The sequence below is a fragment of the Castellaniella sp. genome (assembly GCF_034674885.1).
GTDB lineage: Bacteria > Pseudomonadota > Gammaproteobacteria > Burkholderiales > Burkholderiaceae_B > Castellaniella.
Genome location: NZ_JAUCDS010000009.1, coordinates 72,027 through 90,749 on the forward strand (window position 1 = coordinate 72,027; position 18,723 = coordinate 90,749).

Annotated in this window: 16 protein-coding genes; 4 read left to right on the plus strand and 12 right to left on the minus strand. The window is 64.6% G+C overall.

The window, feature by feature from the left end:
• Positions 1–24 precede the first annotated feature (24 nt).
• From VDP74_RS07365 to VDP74_RS07385, 5 genes are all read right to left on the minus strand, one after another.
• On the minus strand, positions 25–1,023 hold the full coding sequence (locus VDP74_RS07365; RefSeq protein WP_322998981.1) for an aldo/keto reductase: 999 nt from the start codon (positions 1,021–1,023) through the stop codon (positions 25–27).
• Positions 1,024–1,115: 92 nt separating this feature from the next.
• Entirely contained in the window at positions 1,116–2,285 is a 1,170-nt protein-coding gene (locus tag VDP74_RS07370; RefSeq protein ID WP_322998982.1) for an ABC transporter substrate-binding protein, read from the minus strand.
• Positions 2,286–2,333: 48 nt separating this feature from the next.
• Positions 2,334–3,308: a PDR/VanB family oxidoreductase gene (locus VDP74_RS07375; protein ID WP_322998983.1), complete on the minus strand. Its 975-nt coding sequence runs from the start codon at positions 3,306–3,308 to the stop codon at positions 2,334–2,336.
• 70 nt (positions 3,309–3,378) lie between these two features.
• Positions 3,379–4,431 carry an aromatic ring-hydroxylating dioxygenase subunit alpha gene (locus VDP74_RS07380; RefSeq protein WP_322998984.1) on the minus strand — a complete coding sequence of 351 codons (1,053 nt, stop codon included), beginning with the start codon at positions 4,429–4,431 and terminating at the stop codon, positions 3,379–3,381.
• A 223-nt stretch (positions 4,432–4,654) separates the two neighbouring features.
• Positions 4,655–5,134, minus strand: a complete 480-nt coding sequence (locus tag VDP74_RS07385; protein ID WP_322998985.1) for a MarR family winged helix-turn-helix transcriptional regulator — start codon at positions 5,132–5,134, stop codon at positions 4,655–4,657.
• Positions 5,135–5,224: 90 nt separating this feature from the next.
• On the opposite strand from VDP74_RS07385, the gene VDP74_RS07390 reads away from it, so the two are divergent.
• A complete protein-coding gene (locus VDP74_RS07390; protein ID WP_322998986.1) occupies positions 5,225–5,959 on the plus strand; it encodes an alpha/beta hydrolase in 735 nt (244 codons plus the stop codon).
• Between the two features lie 31 nt (positions 5,960–5,990).
• On the opposite strand, the gene VDP74_RS07395 is transcribed toward VDP74_RS07390, so the two are convergent.
• Complete coding sequence (locus tag VDP74_RS07395; protein WP_322998987.1) at positions 5,991–6,842, minus strand: class III extradiol dioxygenase family protein; 852 nt, start codon at positions 6,840–6,842, stop codon at positions 5,991–5,993.
• Positions 6,843–6,844: 2 nt separating this feature from the next.
• Complete coding sequence (locus tag VDP74_RS07400) at positions 6,845–7,207, minus strand: protocatechuate 4,5-dioxygenase subunit alpha (RefSeq protein WP_322998988.1); 363 nt, start codon at positions 7,205–7,207, stop codon at positions 6,845–6,847.
• A 176-nt stretch (positions 7,208–7,383) separates the two neighbouring features.
• Between VDP74_RS07400 and VDP74_RS07405 the strand changes: the two genes are divergently transcribed.
• Entirely contained in the window at positions 7,384–8,316 is a 933-nt protein-coding gene (locus VDP74_RS07405; RefSeq protein WP_322998989.1) for a helix-turn-helix domain-containing protein, read from the plus strand.
• Here VDP74_RS07405 and pobA read toward each other — a convergent pair.
• Entirely contained in the window at positions 8,298–9,476 is a 1,179-nt protein-coding gene (pobA, locus tag VDP74_RS07410) for a 4-hydroxybenzoate 3-monooxygenase (protein WP_322998990.1), read from the minus strand. The two genes, VDP74_RS07405 and pobA, sit on opposite strands and share 19 nt — an antisense overlap.
• A gap of 121 nt (positions 9,477–9,597) precedes the next feature.
• Here pobA and VDP74_RS07415 point away from each other — a divergent pair, with 121 nt between their 5' ends.
• Positions 9,598–10,473 (plus strand): helix-turn-helix domain-containing protein, encoded by an 876-nt coding sequence (locus VDP74_RS07415; protein ID WP_322998991.1) that lies wholly within the window; start codon positions 9,598–9,600, stop codon positions 10,471–10,473.
• On the opposite strand, the gene VDP74_RS07420 is transcribed toward VDP74_RS07415, so the two are convergent.
• A complete protein-coding gene (locus tag VDP74_RS07420) occupies positions 10,470–11,996 on the minus strand; it encodes an aldehyde dehydrogenase family protein (protein ID WP_322998992.1) in 1,527 nt (508 codons plus the stop codon). The genes VDP74_RS07415 and VDP74_RS07420 overlap by 4 nt on opposite strands.
• Before the next feature lie 315 nt (positions 11,997–12,311).
• Here VDP74_RS07420 and VDP74_RS07425 point away from each other — a divergent pair, with 315 nt between their 5' ends.
• Complete coding sequence (locus VDP74_RS07425) at positions 12,312–14,147, plus strand: sigma-54-dependent Fis family transcriptional regulator (RefSeq protein WP_322998993.1); 1,836 nt, start codon at positions 12,312–12,314, stop codon at positions 14,145–14,147.
• A gap of 57 nt (positions 14,148–14,204) precedes the next feature.
• Here the strand turns inward: VDP74_RS07425 and rpoD are convergent, their stop codons facing one another.
• The 3 genes from rpoD to rpsU all read right to left on the minus strand — a co-directional run bounded on the left by rpoD (position 14,205) and on the right by rpsU (position 18,681).
• Positions 14,205–16,391, minus strand: a complete 2,187-nt coding sequence (gene rpoD / locus VDP74_RS07430; RefSeq protein ID WP_322998994.1) for an RNA polymerase sigma factor RpoD — start codon at positions 16,389–16,391, stop codon at positions 14,205–14,207.
• Between the two features lie 133 nt (positions 16,392–16,524).
• The gene (gene dnaG, locus VDP74_RS07435; protein WP_322998995.1) at positions 16,525–18,468 is read right to left on the minus strand and encodes a DNA primase; all 1,944 of its coding nucleotides are present in this window, start codon (positions 18,466–18,468) and stop codon (positions 16,525–16,527) included.
• On the minus strand, positions 18,469–18,681 hold the full coding sequence (gene rpsU / locus VDP74_RS07440) for a 30S ribosomal protein S21 (RefSeq protein ID WP_298015764.1): 213 nt from the start codon (positions 18,679–18,681) through the stop codon (positions 18,469–18,471).
• Positions 18,682–18,723: the final 42 nt, after the last annotated feature.

Below are 18,723 nucleotides of genomic sequence, written 5' to 3' on the forward strand. Positions count from 1 at the left end.
GCCGGGCCGATCGATATCCGCGCTTCAGGCGGACGGAAACTGCTCTGTGTCGACTTCCAGCTGCGTGGCGGGCCCATAGCGGTCGCCTGCCACCCGATCATGGTGGAAATGGGCGGCCAACTCGGCGCACAGCGCATCGTCGGGGACGAAGTCCGCGGCAGCCAGGTTTTCCCGCAGATGATCCAGGCGTGTGGTGCCCGGAATCGGGATGATGTGCGGCCCCTGGCGCAGCAGCCAGGCCAGTGCGAGCTGGCCGGGGGTGCATCCCAGGCCTTCGGCCCGGTCGCGCAGCAGGCCAAGCAAGGCCTGATTGCGTCCGAACGTGTCAGGCTGGAAGCGCGGCATGCGGCGGCGCATGTCGGTGTCCGCCAGCGGCGCCATGGACGGCAGGCCGTCGGCCAGGAAAGCCCGTCCCAGCGGACTGAAGGCCACGAAGGCAGCGCCCAGGTCGCGGCAGGCCTGCAGCACGGCGATTTCCACGTTGCGCGACCACAGGGAATATTCGCTCTGCACGGCGGCGATGGGATGCACCGCATGCGCGCGGCGCAAAGTATCGGCCGAGACTTCGGACAGGCCGATGTGACGGATCTTGCCCGCCTGCGCCAGATCGGCCAAAGCGCCGACGCTGTCCTCGATGGGCACGGACTTGTCCCAGCGATGCAGATAGTACAGGTCGATGACGTCGGTGCGCAGGCGGCGCAGGGAGTCTTCGCAGGTGCGGCGCAGGGTTTCCGGGCGGCCGTCGATGCGGCGCTGCCCGTTTTCCCGGAAGATGCCGCATTTGCTGGCCAGGAAGAAGCGGCTGCGATGGGGCGACAGCACCCGGCCCACCAGTTCTTCGTTGTGCCCGAAGCCATAGAGCGCCGCCGTGTCGAACAGCGTCACACCCTGGTCCAGGGCGCCCAGCAGCAGGGCCTGCGCCTGTTCGGGCGGCACGGCCGGGCCGTAACCGTGACTGAGGCCCATGCATCCCAGGCCGATGGGAAAGACCGGCATCCCGGCAATCGTACGAGTCTGTGTCATAGTGCTTTGATTATCTCCAGAACATCGGACCATGATAAGCCCGCATCGGCGACTAGCAGCTATAACTGATTGCTATGGGATGCCGGGGGCCATCATTGCTTGCCGGGGTCCTTCACCGCCTCAATGGTGTCGAATTCCACATTCTGCAGCAGGCCGTCGACTTTTTCGACCTTGCGGATGTAGACATTCTGGATGATGTCGCGCGTCTGCGGGTCGATTTTCACCGGGCCGCGCGGACTGTTCCACTGCATGCCCTTGGCCGCCGCCACGAAAGCGTCACCCTGAACATTGCCGGCGTCCTTCTTCAGAACCTCGTCGATCAGGCGCATGCCGTCATAGGCGGCCACGGCCACCATGTTCGGGCGCGTATTGGGGTAGGCCTTGGCATATGCCGCCACGAATTTTTTGTTTTCCGGCGAATCATGGGCCGTGGAATAGTGGAACGAGGTGATCATCCCCAGGGCATTGTCCCCCATCGCCCCCAGCACGTCCTCGGTCACCACGTCGCCCGTGGCCAGGAGACGGATGCCGCTCTTGTCCAGGCCGCGTTCCTTGTAGCCCTTGGCCAGCGCGACGCCTTGTTCACCGTTGGGCACGAAGGAGAAAATCGCATCCGGCTTGGCATCCTTGATCTTCTGCAGGAACGGGGCGAAGTCCGGACTGGTCAGCGGGGTGTTGATCTCGCCGGCAATGCTGCCGCCGGCTGCCGTGAACGTTTTTTTGAATTGGGCGGCGGCATCGTGGCCCGGCCCATAATCCGCCACCAGCAGGTACACGGAATGGATGCCGTTTTTCGCTGCCCAGCTGGCCATGGGGGCGGCCACCTGAGGCAGAGTCATGGACGTGCGGACGATGTAGGGGGATTTTTCCGTGATGGATGAAGTCGCCGCATTCAGCACGATCATGGGGATCTTCGCCTCGGTCGCCAACGGCGCCACCGCGAACGCGGCGGGCGTCAGGCCGAACCCGGCCAGCAGGTCGACCTTGTCCTGGATCAGCAGATTCTGCGCCTGGCGCTTGCTGATCGCGGGCGAGATCCCGGTATCGTCCTTTTCCAGCAGGACGGCGGTGCGTCCGCCCAGCATGCCGCCATGCTCGCTCAGGTAGAGATTGGCGCCGTTCATGATCTGCTGCCCCGTCGATGCGAAAGGCCCCGAAGACGGGACCACCATCCCGATCTTCAGATCCTGCGCCTGGGCCAGACCCAGCGCACCCGCGCCCAAGGCGGCGGCGACCAGCAGCTTGCCGATGGAATGTTTCACGTTTGTCTCCTTGGTTTTTAAGTGTGCTTCAGGTGAAAGCAGTTACGGCTATAGATCCAATATCAGCAAAGGCGTGCGCGAACGCGAACAACACGGGGTGAACTGATCGTTTGCAGCGTGTTCATCGTCGGTCAGGTAGCTGTCGCGGTGATCGGGAGTGCCCGATTTCACGCCGGTCAGGCAGGTACCGCAGATGCCTTCCTCGCAGGACACGGGAATGAAGACGCCCTGGCGATCCAGCGCGTGCGTAATGGTTTCGTCCGCCGGGATGTCGAAGATTTCCCCAGTGCTGGCCAACTGCACCTGAAACGCCCAGTCCTGATCGCTCGGGCGCGGCTTGTCGGCCTCGTCCAGCGCGAACAGTTCGAAATGCACTCGGGCATCGGGGATGCCGGCTGACCGGGCCTGGGCGCGCACGAATTCGATGTAGCCCGCAGGCCCGCAGACATAGACTTGCGCCCGATCCGCCGCAGCCTGGGCCAGCAGCACCGCCGCATCCAGCGCGGTGTCCGGCTCGTCGTCGAAATGCAGGTGGGCATGGCCCGCCTGGACGATTGGCGCGATGTCCTGCAGGAACGCTGCCCGCGCGCGGCTGCGGCAGCTGTAATGCAAGGTGAAATCCGCCCCCTGGGCATTCAGTTCGGTGGCCATGCACAGGATGGGCGTAATGCCGATCCCACCGCCCAACAGCACGCTGTGCGCGGCAGGCACCAGTTCAAAACGGTTGCGCGGCGCGCTGATCTGCAGCAGGTCGCCATCACGGACCTGATCATGCAGCGCGACGGAGCCGCCCCTGGACTGCGGCTCGCGCAGGATGCCGATGCGAAACCGGGTGCGCTCCCGGCAATCGTTCATCAGCGAATACTGGCGGATCAGGCCACCGGGCAGATGCACGTCGATGTGGGCGCCCGGCGTAAAGGCCGGCAACAGGCCGCCAGCAGGATCTTCCAGATCCAGGCTGACGATGTCCTGGGCTGCCTCATGTCTGGCGGACACCCGGACGGACAACAAAGTATCGGTCATGATTCTCTCTCGCGAGCCCGGTCGCGGGTCGGCCCATGTGCCGTGTGCCAAGACCGGGACAAGCTGCACTTTAGCCCACTGCGGCCTCGGGGGACACCGCGCGTTCGGCTGCAACCAGGTCATCCAGAATGCGATTGGCCCGCACGCCACCCGTATCGATGTTCAGCGCCAGCAGGCGGCGCCCGCTGAAGGCCTCGCGGTTGTGCTGCTGGGCTTCCAGAACCGCCAGGTCCTGATTGAAGATCTTGCTCTGTCCTTCGCGGATGGATTCGGTCAGCGCCGCATCATCAGGCTTGAAGTGCCGCGCCATGCCCCAGAAGTACCAATGAGAGGATTCGGTTTCCGGCGTCATGAAGTCGACCACGATGGCCGACACCCGCTTGGAGGGATCCGCCTGGATGCCCCCCTGACCCGCCAGGGCCACGCCCACGTCGATCATCACGCTGCCGGGCGCCGTGAAACGCGAATACTGCCAGCGGTCGACCCGAGCCTGATCGTCCAGGCCGCTGGCCCGCATGCCCAGTTGCCAGAACGGAGGCGCGATGATGTCGTTCATTTCACGGCTGGTGACGACCTGATCGCCTTCCAGGTGCGTCTTGACCGGCGACTGGTCGATTTCCTCCTGGCCGATGCTGCCGGCATGCACATAGGCTTCGTGGGTCAGGTCCATGAGATTGTCGATCATCAGCCGGTAACTGCACCGGATGTGATACAGGCCGCCGCCAAAGGCCCATTCCGGATTGTCCGCCCAGGGCAGATCGGGAATGGCAGCGGCATCGGCCTGCGCCGCGTCACCGGGCCAGATCCAGATGAAACCATGACGTTCTTCGACCGGATAGCTGCGGATGCAGGGAAAGCCACCCACCCTCTGCATGGGCATGGACACAGCCTTGCCGTGGCAATCCATGACCAGGCCGTGATAGCCGCACATCAGATTGCCGTCCACGACCGAGCCCAGGGACAGTGCCGCGCCCCGGTGCGGACAGAAGTCTTCCAGAGCGGCGACCCGGCCTTCCTGGCCTCGGTACAGCACGATCGGCAGGCCGCAGATCGTGCGACCCAGGGGTTTGTCGACGAGTTCGTCCGGTGTACAGGCCACATACCAGGCATTCATGGGAAACATGATGGTCCTCCCGGCGCGCGGGAACGATATTCCGCACGCCATTTCCACAGAGATATTTGAATCCTAAGTGTTCAGCACACTATTATTCAGAACACTGAACATTTACCCATTCTACAAATATGGATTTAAAGGATGAACTGGTACTAACCCTCTGGAGGTTTACCCTGGATCGAGAGGTGACGGCCAGGCGCCCCACCCCGGCCGATCCGAACGGAACAGGAAATTAACGGCCGTCCGGCATCGCCGTCAGCGGGGCCCGGCTCTGATGATTGTTCAAGTGGACCAGCTTTTCCAGCAGGTTCATGAACTGGGCTTCTTCCTGTGCCGAGAACTTCTCGAAGATGCGCTGATGCAAGCGGGCAATGCCATCGTTGACCTCGACCAGCAGATCGCGTCCGGCCTGCGTCAGGGACAATCGGCGCTGGCGCCGATCGGCCGAGTCGACTTCGCGCCGCAGCAGCCCTTTTTCTTCCAGCCGCGTGGCAACGCTGGCCGCCGTCGACGTATCCACCGCCGCCAGTCCCGCCATGGACACCTGGTCTACATGGGGGTTGTCCAGCACCACGCACAACACCGCATATTGCATCGGGGTGACCCGGTTGCCGATCTCGTCGTGGAAGATGGACGCCGAGATCTGCTGCGCGCGCCGCAGCAGATGCCCCGGCTGGACATAAAGGGGCTCGTACAGAATAGAATCCGTCATGCGCGATCTCGTGAAAACCCGCCGGGCACGCGGATCGGAATACTCAAACAACCCCCCGGGGCGCCGCCCCTGCGCCGAGCCAAGATTATCATGCCTGCTTCGACTTCGAACGCCGAGTCCCCCGCCTGGGTCCTGCTGCACGGCCTGCTGTGCGACGCAGACACCTGGGCCGATTTCATCGGACCGCTCTCGCGCACCGGGTCTGTCCTGGCGGCACGTCTCAGCGGCATCACCTCGCTGGCCCAGGCAGCGGAAGACGTCCTGCGGCAGATCGACGGGCCGGTGATCATCGTGGGGCATTCCATGGGCGGACGCGTTGCCCTCGAAATGGCCCGACAGGCCCCCAGCCGGATACGAGGGCTGGTCCTGATGAATACCGGCTACAAGGGCCTGGGGGAAGGCGAACTCGACAAGCGCCATGCCATCGTTCGTGCAGCCCGGGCCGGTGGCATCGCCGCCATTGCCGAAGACTGGCTGGCCGGCATGATCACCGCAGACACCGGTCGCAACGCCGATCTCATGCAGCGCATGCGGGATATGGTACTGCGATCCACGGTGGATTCCTTCGCAGGCCAGATCCAGGCCCTGATCGAGCGGCCCGATGCCAGCAGCCTGCTGCCGGAAATCGCCTGCCCGACGCTGCTCATGAGTGGCGCACTGGACCGCTGGAGCCCCCTGTCGCGGCACGAGGACATGGCTGGCCGAATCGCCGGCGCCGAACTGCGCGCCATTCCGGATGCGGGCCACATGGCGCCCTTCGAAGCGCCCGAAGCCTGCCTGGAACACATCCTGGACTGGGCCGCGCGGCACCGCCCGACGGCCTGAAGCCGTCTGGCGACGCGCCCCGGCCCCGGAATCAGGCGGGTTCCAGCACCAGCAGGCCGGTGGCGGTATTGGAGATCGGCACGTGATAGTGCGCATGGCGTTTGCGCACCGGCGTGTCGTCCAGCACGCCTCGCGCGGCCACCCACATCAACAGCTCGATCCCCTGGGTGCCGGTGAGTTCCACCAGTTCCTCGTTGGAGTACTGCGTGATCCAGGTCGGGTCGTCTACCAGGCTGTCCATGAACTGCAGGTCGAAGGGCTTGTTGATGAAGCCCGCGCGCTCTCCATCCAACTGGTGAGACAGGCCGCCACTGGCGATCACCAGCACCCGCCGGTCGTCTTCCCAGGACTCGATGGCGCGGCGCAGCGACTGCCCCAGACGGTAGCAGCGGGATGCCGAGGGATACGGCGCCAGCACCGTGTTGATGCAGACCGGCACGATTTCCACCGGCCAGGCCCCGGACTGCTGGCCTTCAGGCCACAACAGGGCCAGAGGCAGGGACACCGCGTGGTCGATCAGGGCTTCCTGGCACGTGGTGATGTCGAATTCATCGGCCACCAGGGTCTCGACGATCTGCCAGGACAGGTCCACGCAGCCGCGCGGCTCGACCAGGGCGGGAATGCCCCAGCCCTCGTCCGCCGTCTGATAGGACGGCGCCGCGCCCACCGAAAAAGTCGGCATCTTGTCCAGGAAGAAATTCAGTCCGTGATCGTTGTGCAGGATGACGACCACGTCGGGACGTGTCTGCGCCAGCCAGTCGCGGGCCTGGCCGTACGCATCGAAAAAGGGCTTCCAGTAGGGGTCCTGCTGTTTCTGGCGCGCGAGCGCGCCGCCGATGGCCGGAACGTGGGATGTGCTGATGCTGCCGATGAGATATGCCATGGTCATGCTCCTGCCGCGACGAGTTTCGCCTGGAATGCCTGTTTGCTCATGCCGGTCTGCTGAGCGCCGATGTCCTGCATGTCCAGGCCGAAGATGCCGGCCAGCTTGGCCAGATAGTAGGGGTGGCCGCCAGCCGCCATCATGCGCAGGACCTCGCGGCTGCGCACGGCCGCCTTCTGGGTTTCGCTCAGGCGGTAGCGCGTCATGTAGGCTTCCTCGTCCTGCAGGAAGGCGGCGCGACACTGCGCGGCATTGAAGCTGTAGCACATGCGGTTCAGTGCGTAGCCGATGCGCGCCAGGTCGCCGTCAAAGATCACGGTGCCGGGGATATCGCGCCGGCGCGCGCGGGTCTGGGCCGTCGTCATGAGAGGTCTCCTTGAAAAACGCCCCGCCCGGATGCCGGGATCAGAGGCTCGGAACAAGCCTCGGGGCCACTTCATGTCAGACAGGACCCATCATGCGGCCGGGCGGCAAGACGGAGAATGGATTTTTACGGCTTAAAAATGTACATTTCGTGGATAGCCACCGAGGCCGATCCGCCATGACCGACTTGATCCCAGCCCCGCCCGCCCACGACCACACCGCAGTGCCGATCTATAAGCTGTACGGCTACGGCAATGTCTGGACCCAGCCGGACCCGCTGTACTGCGAGACCATCGCGGCACAGGAAAAATTGCACAATTGGCATGTCACGGCCCACAAGCACGCAGATCTGTTCCAGATCCTGTTCCTGCAATCGGGCAACGCGACCGTCGTGCTCGATGGCCAGGCCCAGGCCCTGAGCGCGGAGCCGGCCGGGCACGTGGTGGTGATTCCCCAGCACGTCGTCCATGAATTCATTTTTCAGCCCGGCGCAGGCGGCTATATCCTGACGCTGACCTACGCTCTGCTGCAGCCGCTATGCCAGCGCCACGGCCTGAGCCTGCATGCCCTGGCAGATCCGGCCCTGCTGACACTGGGTGCGCAGGACGGCTACACGAGCCTTACCTTCGATCAGCTGGACCGGGAATATCACCATCCCCACCACCCGCAGCGCGGCCCCCTGCTGGAGGCCCTGCTGGGCAGCCTGCTGGTATGGGTCCACCGCCATCATGCGCCCCGCCCCGACAGCCCTGCGGAAACCTCGTCGGGCAGCCTGCATCTGGCGCGCTACGCGCAGATGATCGAAACGCATTTTTCCCGCCAGCACCAGGTAGGCTGGTACGCCGGGCGCCTGGGAGTGACGGCCGCGCACCTGAACAGCATCGTCCAGGCGCTGGCGGGCAAGACGGCCCTGCAACTGATCCATGAACGCCTGCTGCTGGAAGCCCGCCGCGAACTGATCTACACCGCCCGACCGATCAGCGCCATCGCCGACTCGCTGGGTTTTTCCGACCCCGGCTATTTCACGCGCTTTTTCAAGCGCCTGGCCGGCCTGTCGCCCAAGGACTTCCGGCGCCGGACGCTGGGCAGCGATCAGACCACCGGCTCGTAGGGCAGGCCCACGTAATTTTCCGCAATGGTGGTCAGACCTGCGTGTGTGCTGGTGTAGTAGTCCTGTTCGGCCTGCTGGATGCGCTGGCTGAATGCATCCCCATCGAAGGCATGCAGCAACGAAGTCATCCACCAGGAGAAGCGTTCTGCCTTCCAGATGCGGCGCAGGCAGATCTCCGAATAGCGGTCCAGCAGTTCGGGACGATTGTCCAGGCAGGCGCCGCGCAAGGCGTGATACAGGGTATAGACGTCGCTGGAAGCCAGGTTCAGGCCCTTGGCGCCGGTGGGCGGCACGATGTGCGCGGCGTCACCCACCAGGAACAGCTGGCCGAAGCGCATGGGTTCCGCCACGAAACTGCGCAGCGGCGCAATGCTTTTCTCGAACGACGGCCCGGTCTGCAGCTTGGCCGCCACGTCCTCGGGCAGGCGGGCCGAAAGCTCGGTCCAGAAGCGATCATCGGACCATTCCTCGACGTGCTCGGCCAGGCTGCATTGCAGGTAGTAGCGACTGCGCGTATGCGAACGCATGCTGCACAGGGCAAAGCCGCGCGGATTGTGGACATAGATCAGTTCATCTTCGACAGGCGGCGTTTCAGTCAGCAATCCCAGCCAGCCAAAGGGGTAGACACGCTCGAAGTGTTTGATGCGGTCCTGCGGCACGGACTGGCGCGACACGCCATGAAAGCCGTCGCAGCCTGCGATGTAGTCGCAATCCAGCGTCTTGCGCTGCCCTTCGTGCATGAAGGTGACGCGCGGCTTGCCGTCCAGAAAGTCGTGCAGCTGCACGTCGGTGGCCTCGTAGTAGATCGGCGCGCCGCTGGCTCGGCGGGCATCCATCAGGTCGTGCGTCAATTCGGTCTGCCCGTAGACCAGCACGGACTTGCCCGTCAGGGCCATCATGTCGACCCGCTGCCGGTGCCCCTGGAAGGCCAGCGTGAAGCCATCGTGCTCCAGCCCTTCTGCGTCCATGCGCGCCGATACGCCGGCCTCTCGCATCAGGTTGACGAAACCGTATTCCAGCACCCCCGCCCGTACCCGCCCCAGGACATAATCCGGGGTATGGCGTTCCAGGATGACGTTGTCGATGCCACAGCGATGCAGCAACTGACCCAGCAGCAGCCCCGAAGGCCCCGCGCCGATGATGGCGACCTGTGTTTTCATGATTCTGATTCTCCTCCGCCCGGATTCGGCGCCCCCTGGCGCTCAGTCATCCGGCACAGGCCTCATGGTGAATGCCAAACGCTGATTTGGGAATGGACTTTTCAAGCATAAAATTGCCCATATGAACTATTTCCAGACTGCCCCCCTCTTTCAGCTGTACGGCGAACAAGCCGGATGGCCCCTGGCGGAGATGCTGCACTGCGAAACGATTGCATCCCGCAGCCGCTTGCACAATTGGCATATCCGGCCGCACCGTCATGCCGGTTTGTATCAGATTCTGTACCTGCATCGGGGGCGGGCCATTGTCAGCCTGGATCAGGATCGGCCGATCATCGAAGGGCCGGCAGCGGTCGAGGTGCCCCAGGCCTACGTGCATGGTTTCGAGTTCGACGCCGATTGCACCGGCCACGTGATCACGATCACCAACGTGCTGTTGACGCAGCTGGCGCAGCGCCTGGGCACGGCAGCGACGCCGCCGCCGCACCCCGTGCTGCATCAATTTCTATCCGGCGAGCACAGCGCCGGCCTGCACGAGGCCTGCGCCCACCTGAATGCCCAGTATGCTGCGCGGCAGCCGTTCCGGGAAGCCCAGATCGAGGCCTGGCTGACCCTGCTCTACACCCGCCTGCGCAGCCGCACAGCCGACGGGACGCAGCCGCCCCAGGCCGCCCGGGGCCTGCAGCACTATGCCCGGTTCGGCGAACTGCTGGAACGGGCTCACAGCCGCCAGCACACGGTCGCCTGGTATGCCCGGCAGCTGGGCCTGAGCACCACTCACCTGAACCTGGTCACCCGAACCCACGCCGGCAAGACCCCGCTGCAGCTGATCCACGAACGCCTGGCCCTGGAAGCCAGCCGCAGCCTGGTCTATACCTCGATGACGGTCAGCGAGATCTCCGACGCGCTGGGGTTCTCGGAACCGGCGCACTTCACACGATTCTTTCGCAAGGCAGCCGGACAATCCCCCCGGGATTTCCGGCTGCGGGTCTCGGCTTAGAAGAAGCCCAGTGCGTTGGGGCTGTAGCTGACCAGCAGACATTTGGTCTGCTGGTACGCGGCGAGCGCCATCTTGTGGGTTTCACGCCCGATGCCGGACTGCTTATAGCCGCCGAAAGCGGCATGCGCAGGGTACAGGTGAAAGCAGTTCGTCCACACCCGGCCAGCCTGGACCTGCCGACCCACGCGGTAGGCCTGGGACCCGTCGCGCGTCCACACCCCGGCCCCCAGGCCATAATCGGTATCGTTGGCGATCGCGATGGCTTCCTCTTCATCCTTGAAGGTCGTCACCGCTGCCACAGGGCCGAAGATTTCCTCCTGGAACACCCGCATGCTGTTCTCGCCGAACAGCAGCGTCGGCTTGACGTAGAAGCCCTCGTCCAGGCCGGCACCCGGCGCATTGCGCGCACCACCGGTCAGGCAGCGAGCGCCTTCGCCGCGACCGATATCGATGTAGCCCAGGATCTTGTCCATCTGTGCCCGCGAGACCTGGGCGCCCAGCATGGTGCCCGCATCCAGGGGATTGCCGGCCTTCATGGATTCCACACGCTTGACCGCACGTTCGATGAAGCGATCGTAGATGGATTCCTGGACCAGGACACGCGACGGGCAGGTGCAGATCTCGCCCTGGTTCAGTGCGAACATGCTCAGGCCTTCCAGCGCCTTGTCGAAAAATGCGTCATCCTGATCCATGACATTGGCGAAGAAGATGTTCGGGCTCTTGCCGCCCAATTCCACCGTGCTGGGGATCAGGTTGTCGGCGGCAGCATGCAGAATGTGCTTGCCGGTCGGCGTGGACCCGGTGAAGGCGATCTTGGCGATGCGCTTGCTGGACGCCAGGGCAGCCCCCGCTTCCCTGCCAAAGCCGTTGACGATGTTCAGCACGCCCGGAGGCAGCAGGTCGCCGATCAGTTCCATCAGCACCAGAATCGAGGCCGGGGTCTGCTCCGCCGGTTTCATGACCACGCAGTTGCCTGCGGCCAGCGCGGGGCCCAGCTTCCAGGCGGCCATCAGCAGCGGAAAGTTCCAGGGAATGATCTGGCCGACCACGCCCATGGGCTCGTGGAAATGATAGGCGACCGTCGTGTTGTCGATCTCGGAAATGCCGCCTTCCTGGGCGCGGATGCAGCCGGCGAAATAGCGCATGTGGTCGATGGCCAGGGGCAGGTCGGCCGCCATGGTCTCGCGCAACGGCTTGCCGTTGTCGATGGTCTCGGCCACCGCCAGCAGACGCAGATTCTGTTCCATGCGGTCGGCAACGCGCAGCAGCACACCGGCGCGCTCGGCCACCGAAGTCTCGCCCCAGGCCCTGCGGGCGGCGTGTGCCGCATCCAGGGCGGCCTCGACGTCGGCGGCATCGGATCGCGGCACTTCGCAGAACACCTGGCCGGTGATGGGCGACAGATTGTCAAAGTAATTGCCGGCGGCCGGCGCCACCCAGCGCCCGCCGATGTAGTTCTCGTAGTGTTTCTTGTAGGGAAAGCCGATGTCGATCCCAAAGTGCTTCAGGTCGGTCATGTCCATGTCTGTCTCCTTGATTCGGGGGCGCTTGTCCCGTTGCCGGGGCGCCGTTTGTCCGGGGCACCATGCACCGGCACCTGATGAAGATCAAGCAAAGTCCATGCCAAGTACGATCCCACCCTGTGCGCGAAGCCATTGCCAAGAGGCCGGAGCCCCCTGAGACACTGGGCTTTCCTTACGTCCGCAGCAGTGGCATACTGAACCAGAACCTGCTTTAAAAACAGGGGCTTGTCGCATTTTGCGACACTTGTCCCTGCATTTTGCGACAGCGATGCATCAGATTGCGTCACCCGCATCGCGATCCGGACGGAGACGCCCATGCAGCACTCATCGCCACTGGTCATCACACCTGACACCCGCGCTCAGGCCTCGACCCGCATCCACCAGTCGTGGGCGCGCTGCGCCGACCTCGACCCGCAGCTGCTGGCCGATGCAGCGCCCCTGCCCCGCGCCGATCTCGGCATACGCATCGAAGCCCATCGCCTGCTGCTGCGCCACGCGGAACCCAGTCTCTGCGCCCTGGGAGCCCTGGCAGGTTCCACCAACGGCATCGCCTTGCTGGCCGACCCCAGCGGCCTGATTCTGCACGAACGCGGCAACCCCGGCTTCCTGAACAAAGCTCAGCGCGTCGCACTGCTGCCCGGGGTCAGCTGGGCCGAAACCCAGCGCGGCACCAACGCCATCGGCACCGCACTGCACGACGGGCGCGCCGTCCGCGTTCACGGAGCAGAACACTTCCTGGCCCGCAACAGCATCCTCAGCTGCCACGCGGCCCCGATCCTGTCTGCCTCGGGCGGCATCCTGGGGGTGCTGGACCTTTCCGGGCCGGCCGACGCACTCCACCACTATGTCCTGTCCTTGGTCCAGCGGCTGGCCCAGGGCATCAGCAACCAGATCCTGATCGACAGCCCGCTGCGCCGCCTGGACTTCTATCCAGGCGAACAGTCTGCTCCGGACGCCTGGCCGGCCATCCTGCTGCTGGACGACGACGCCCGGATCGCAGGGGCCAACGAGGCCGCCCTGCGCGCGTTGAACACTGATTGGCAACTGATCGGCACCCCCTGCTCGCAATGGATAGATGGCGCCCTGCAAGCCCGCAGCAGCCGGCTGCGCCGTCGCGATGGCCAGATCCTGACAGGCAGCCTGCACACGCCCACCCGGGCGCTGGTGTCATTCGACGTCCCCAAACCCCGCAGCGCCCCCAGCCCCGCTCCAGACACCCTGCCGCAACCCGACACCATCCACCGTCCGCTGCTGGAACAGGGCATCCGGGCAGTCGACAACGGTCTGGCCGTCCTGCTGCAAGGCGAAACCGGCACCGGCAAGGAAGTCCTGGCGCGCCATATCCACGCCAGCAGCGGCCGCCGCCAGGGCGCATTCATCGCCATCAACTGCGCCGCCCTGCCCGAACACCTGATCGAATCTGAATTGTTCGGCTACGAGGCCGGCGCCTTCACGGGGGCCCGGCGCGAAGGCGCGCGCGGGCTGCTGCGCCAGGCGCATCAGGGCGTGCTCTTCCTGGACGAAATCGGCGACATGCCGCTGGGCCTGCAGACCCGGCTGCTGCGAGTGCTGCAGGAACGCGAAGTCCAGCCCCTGGGATCGGAAAAACGGCTGCCCCTGGATTTCGGGCTGATCAGCGCCAGTCACCAGGACCTCAAGGCCCTGGTGGCCCGGGGCCTGTTTCGCGCGGACTTGTACTACAGGCTGCAGGACATGCCCCTGGCGCTGCCTCCGCTGCGCAACCATCCCGACCTGGCGGGGTTCATCATCGCGCAATACCAGGCCCTGGGCGGGCGGCTCACCCCCGAGGCCGCCGGCGTGCTGGCCCGCCACGTCTGGCCAGGCAACTACCGCGAACTGCGCAGCGTCCTGCGACGGCTGCAGTGCCAATATCCAGGGCCGGACGCCATCCGGCCCGGCCAACTGCCGGCAGATCTGGGCATCGACCACCCCGGCGCCCCGATTGCCGCCCATCCCGCCGAGCCGGCCCCGACATACGCGACACCCCCTTCGGCCGCCATGGACGCCCCCCTGCGCGAAGTCGAACAGGCCACCATCCGGCGCGTCCTTCAGGAATGCGCCGGCAATATGGCCCTGGCCGCCCGCCGCCTGGGCATCCATCGCAGCACCTTGTATCGCCGGCTGAAATGACACAGGCCGCCCCAAGGGGCGGCCTGTCGTGTCCTGCGATATCCGCAGACGGCGTGTTTACTGACCTTCCAGGAAGGACTTCAGTTTGTCCGCCCGGCTGGGGTGGCGCAATTTGCGCAGGGCCTTGGCCTCGATCTGGCGGATGCGCTCGCGGGTGACGTCGAACTGCTTGCCGACCTCTTCCAGGGTCTGGTCGGTGCTCATTTCGATACCAAAGCGCATGCGCAGGACTTTCGCCTCGCGCGGGGTGAGCGAATCCAGGACCTCCTTGACGACATCCTGCATGGAGCCATGCAGGGCCGACTCCGACGGCGACAGCGTACCGGTGTCCTCGATGAAGTCGCCCAGGTGGGAATCGTCATCGTCGCCGATGGGCGTTTCCATGGAGATGGGTTCCTTGGCGATCTTCAGGATCTTGCGGACCTTGTCTTCCGGCATGTCCATTTTCTGCGCCAGGGTGGCGGGATCGGGCTCGGCCCCGGTCTCCTGCAGGATCTGGCGGTTGATCCGGTTCATCTTGTTGATCGTCTCGATCATGTGGACCGGAATCCGGATCGTACGGGCCTGGTCGGCGATGGAACGCGTGATGGCCTGACGAATCCACCAAGTGGCATAGGTGGAAAACTTGTAGCCGCGACGGTACTCGAATTTGTCCACGGCCTTCATCAGGCCGATGTTGCCTTCCTGGATCAGGTCCAGGAACTGCAGCCCGCGATTGGTGTATTTCTTGGCGATGGAAATCACCAGGCGCAGGTTGGCCTCGGTCATTTCGCGTTTGGCCTTGCGGGCCTTGGCTTCGCCCGTGGCCATGCGCTTGTTGACGTCCTTCAGGTCCTTCAGCGGCAGCACGACGCTGCGTTGCAGCTCGATCAGCTTCTGCTGGATTTCCAGCACGGCAGGCGCATGGCGTTCCAGGGTGTCGGAATAATCGTGGCCGGCGGCGATTTCCTCGGTCACCCAGTCAAGGTTGGTCTCGTTGCCGGGGAAGGCCTTGATGAAATGCGTGCGAGGCATGCCGGCCCGGGTCACGCAGATCGCCATGGCGGCGCGTTCGTGGGTGCGAACCTCGGCGACCTGGGCGCGCAGGGCATCGGCCAGTCGTTCGACCATTTTCGCCGTAAAGCGCACACCCAGCAATTCGGCGTGAATGGCCTCGCGGGCCTCGATGTAGGCCGGGGATTTGTAGCCCTCGCCCTCGAAGGCCAGGCGCATCTTTTCGAACCAGGACTCGACCAGGTCGAATTTCTTGAGGGATTTGGTGCGCAGGTATTCCAGCTGCTTGCTGCTCATGCCGCCGGCCGGGCCGTCGTCGTCATCCGACGTGACCCCGGAACCGGCGTAGTCCTCGCCTTCGTCGTCGATCAGGCCGTCCACGACCTCGTCGATCTGGGCGGTACCCTCGCGGACCTTGCGGATGTGTTCCAGGATCTCATTGACCGTCGTCGGGCAGGCGGCGATCGCCATGACCATGTGCTTCAGGCCATCCTCGATGCGCTTGGCGATTTCGATTTCGCCCTCGCGCGTGAGCAGTTCGACCGTGCCCATTTCGCGCATGTACATGCGCACCGGGTCCGTCGTGCGGCCGAAATCGGAGTCCACCGTGGTCAGCGCGGCCTCGGCCTCGTCCTCGACGTCGTCGTCGCTGGTGGCCGAGGGCACGTTATCGCTCATCAGCAGGGTTTCGGCGTCGGGGGCCTGGTCGTAGACCGAGATCCCCATGTCGCTGAAGGTGCTGATGATGCCGTCGATGGCTTCGGCATCGACCAGATCGTCGGGCAGGTGGTCGTTGATTTCGCCATAGGTCAGGTAGCCACGATCCTTGCCCAGCTTGATCAGGATCTTCAGGCGATTGCGCCGGGCTTCCTGTTCCTCGGGGGTCATCTGGCTGCGCGAGGGGCTTTCCTTCTCGCCCTTGGCGCGCTTGCCGCCGCGCTTGGGCAGGGGCTTCAGATCGGGGATGACTTCACCACCGTCCGCATCGTCGTCCACGTAGTCGGCGCCGTCGTTGTTGGCGTTCTTTGCCGGACGCCCGGGTTTGCGCCCACTGGGAACTTTCGGCGCACGAGGTTCGGCCGCCGCTTTTTTAGTGGTTTTCTTGGCTGCGGGCTTGCTGGCCTTTTTCGCCACGGGCGCCGTCACACTGGCCGCCTTGACCACGGATTCGAGCTCGGCGCTCTGGGCCTTGGTTTTCTTGGCAGCCGTTTTTTTGGCAGCCGCAGGGGTTTTGCCAGTTGCTTGGGTCATGTGCTCTTTCCGTTCTCAGTTTCGTTGCCGCTCGGCCCTAAAGCCGATTGAGGCAACATTCCGGGTCGACAATTCTGTTGAAGGCGCTCAACTTATTGAAAACCATGTAGTTTACTGCACTTGACAGGAAGATTCATCCCGTCGGCGTCTTCAGCCGGGCCAAGCGGCGGCTGAGATCCTGATATCGCCGGCGCTGCGCCTCATCCGCCAGCCCCGCCGCGATCAGACGGTCGCATTGTTCCTGCACGGCCTGCAATTCGATATGCCGCAAGGCATCTCGCCATTCCGCCTGCGGATCGGGCAGTTCCTGCGTCAGGACTTCCGTGGACAGATCCTGGATGGCGGCAGCCAGATCCGAATCCGGATCGGCGGCCTCCAGCAGCGCGCCGGCATGCCGGCCGCCGCAGGAGCTGGCCAGACCGATCAATTCCCGCACCAACTGCAGATGGGGATGGTGGGCCAACAATTCAAGCTGTTGGTCCCCCAGGCCATCCACCAAGGCGGGATGCGCCAGCAACAGGCGCAGCAAACGCCGCGCCAGGGGCGTGACGGTCCGGGCCTGGCCCGTGCGGCCGCGCCGCGCCCGGCCAGTCGCCGGCCGGCCAGGCGAAACGCCGCCTCCCTGGCCGAATGCGGCACTCATCCAAGGGGGCTCATCCTGCGGCATGCCGGGGACTTGCCAGTCGTCCGGCGCCGTATCCGGTGCCCGCCGATCCGACACAGCCGGCATTGGGCTGTCCGGACGCCGAAAATCGGCGGCGGGCGCAGCCCCGGCAGGCCCCGCCGGCCCGCTGGCCAGCATCAGGCTGAGTTCGTCCGGCGTCAGACGCACCTGCTGGGCGAACTCGCGCTCGACCTGCAGGCGATATCCGCCCTCGGGCATCTGCGCGAACAGAGGCCGCGCCTCGTGCACGCAGGCGGCGCGGCCTTCGGCCTCGCGCAGATCATGGCGCGCCGCCAGCTCTTCGAGCATGAATCGCGACAGCGGCAGAGCCTCGTCCAGGCAGGCCCGCAATGCCTGCACCCCATAGGCCCGCACGTAGGAATCGGGATCCTGGCCGTCCGGCAGAAACAAAAAGCGCATGGCGACGTCTTCGGCCACCCACGGCAGACACGCCTGCAAGGCCCGCCAGGCCGCCTTGCGCCCCGCCCCATCGCCGTCAAAGCTGAAGATGATGCGGTCGCTGGCCCGACACAGCTTTTGCAGATGGTTGCTGGTCGTAGACGTGCCCAGCGTCGCCACGGCGTTGTTCAAGCCGAACTGCGCCAGCGCCACCACGTCCATGTAGCCCTCGACGACCAGCACACAGCCTTCGCTGCGGATGCCGGCGCGCGCCTCGTGCAGGCCATAGAGCTCGTGCCCCTTCGAAAACAGGCTGGTCTCGGGCGAATTCAGGTATTTGGGCTCGCCCGCCTCGATCAGCCGACCGCCAAAGCCGATCAGTTGCCCCCGACCATTCAGGATGGGGAACATCACCCGCCCCCGGAAGCGGTCGTGACGGCGGCCGTCCTCGGCCTCGATCACCAAGCCGGACTCGAGCAGCGCAGGGTCTTCGTAGTGCTCGAATACCGCAGCCAGGCCGCGACGGTCGGCACTCGCCCATCCCAGGCCATAGCGGGCCGCGATCTCACCGCTGAGCCCGCGCTTTTTCAGGTAGGCGATCGCCTGGGGCGTCTGCTTCAGGGCGGCCCGGTAGTGGGCCTGTGCCTGCTGCAGCACGTCGCGCTGGCGGGACCCTTCCTCGCGGCGTTCGCGCTCGGCAGCCCGCTGGCGCGGAGTGCGAGGTTCCTCGGGAACAGTCAGACCGACGCTGGCAGCCAGCGTGCGCACGGCTTCCGGAAATGGCGCTCCGGTGTGCTCGGTCAGGAAATGAATGGCGCTGCCATGGGCGCCGCAGCCAAAGCAGTGATAGAACTGCTTCGTGGGACTGACCGTGAACGACGGCGATTTTTCAGTGTGAAAAGGGCACAAACCCAGCAGGTTTGCGCCCCCTTTGCGCAGCTGCACATACCGGCCGACAACATCGACGATATCTACGCGCGCCAGCAGTTCCTGGATGAAGGATTCAGGAATCAATCAATAGAGTCGCGGCGGCAGTTGTTGGCTGCGAATGCGTTTGTAGTGGCGCTTGACGGCAGCGGCCAGCTTGCGCTTACGTTCGGCGGTGGGCTTCTCGTAGAATTCGCGCGAACGCAGTTCGGTCAGCAGGCCGGTCTTTTCGATGGTGCGCTTAAAGCGCCGCAGGGCAGCCTCGAAGGGCTCGTTTTCTTTGAGGCGGACAATCGGCATGTAAATCCTTGATAGCCTGTAAAAAGCATGAATGTCGGAAAC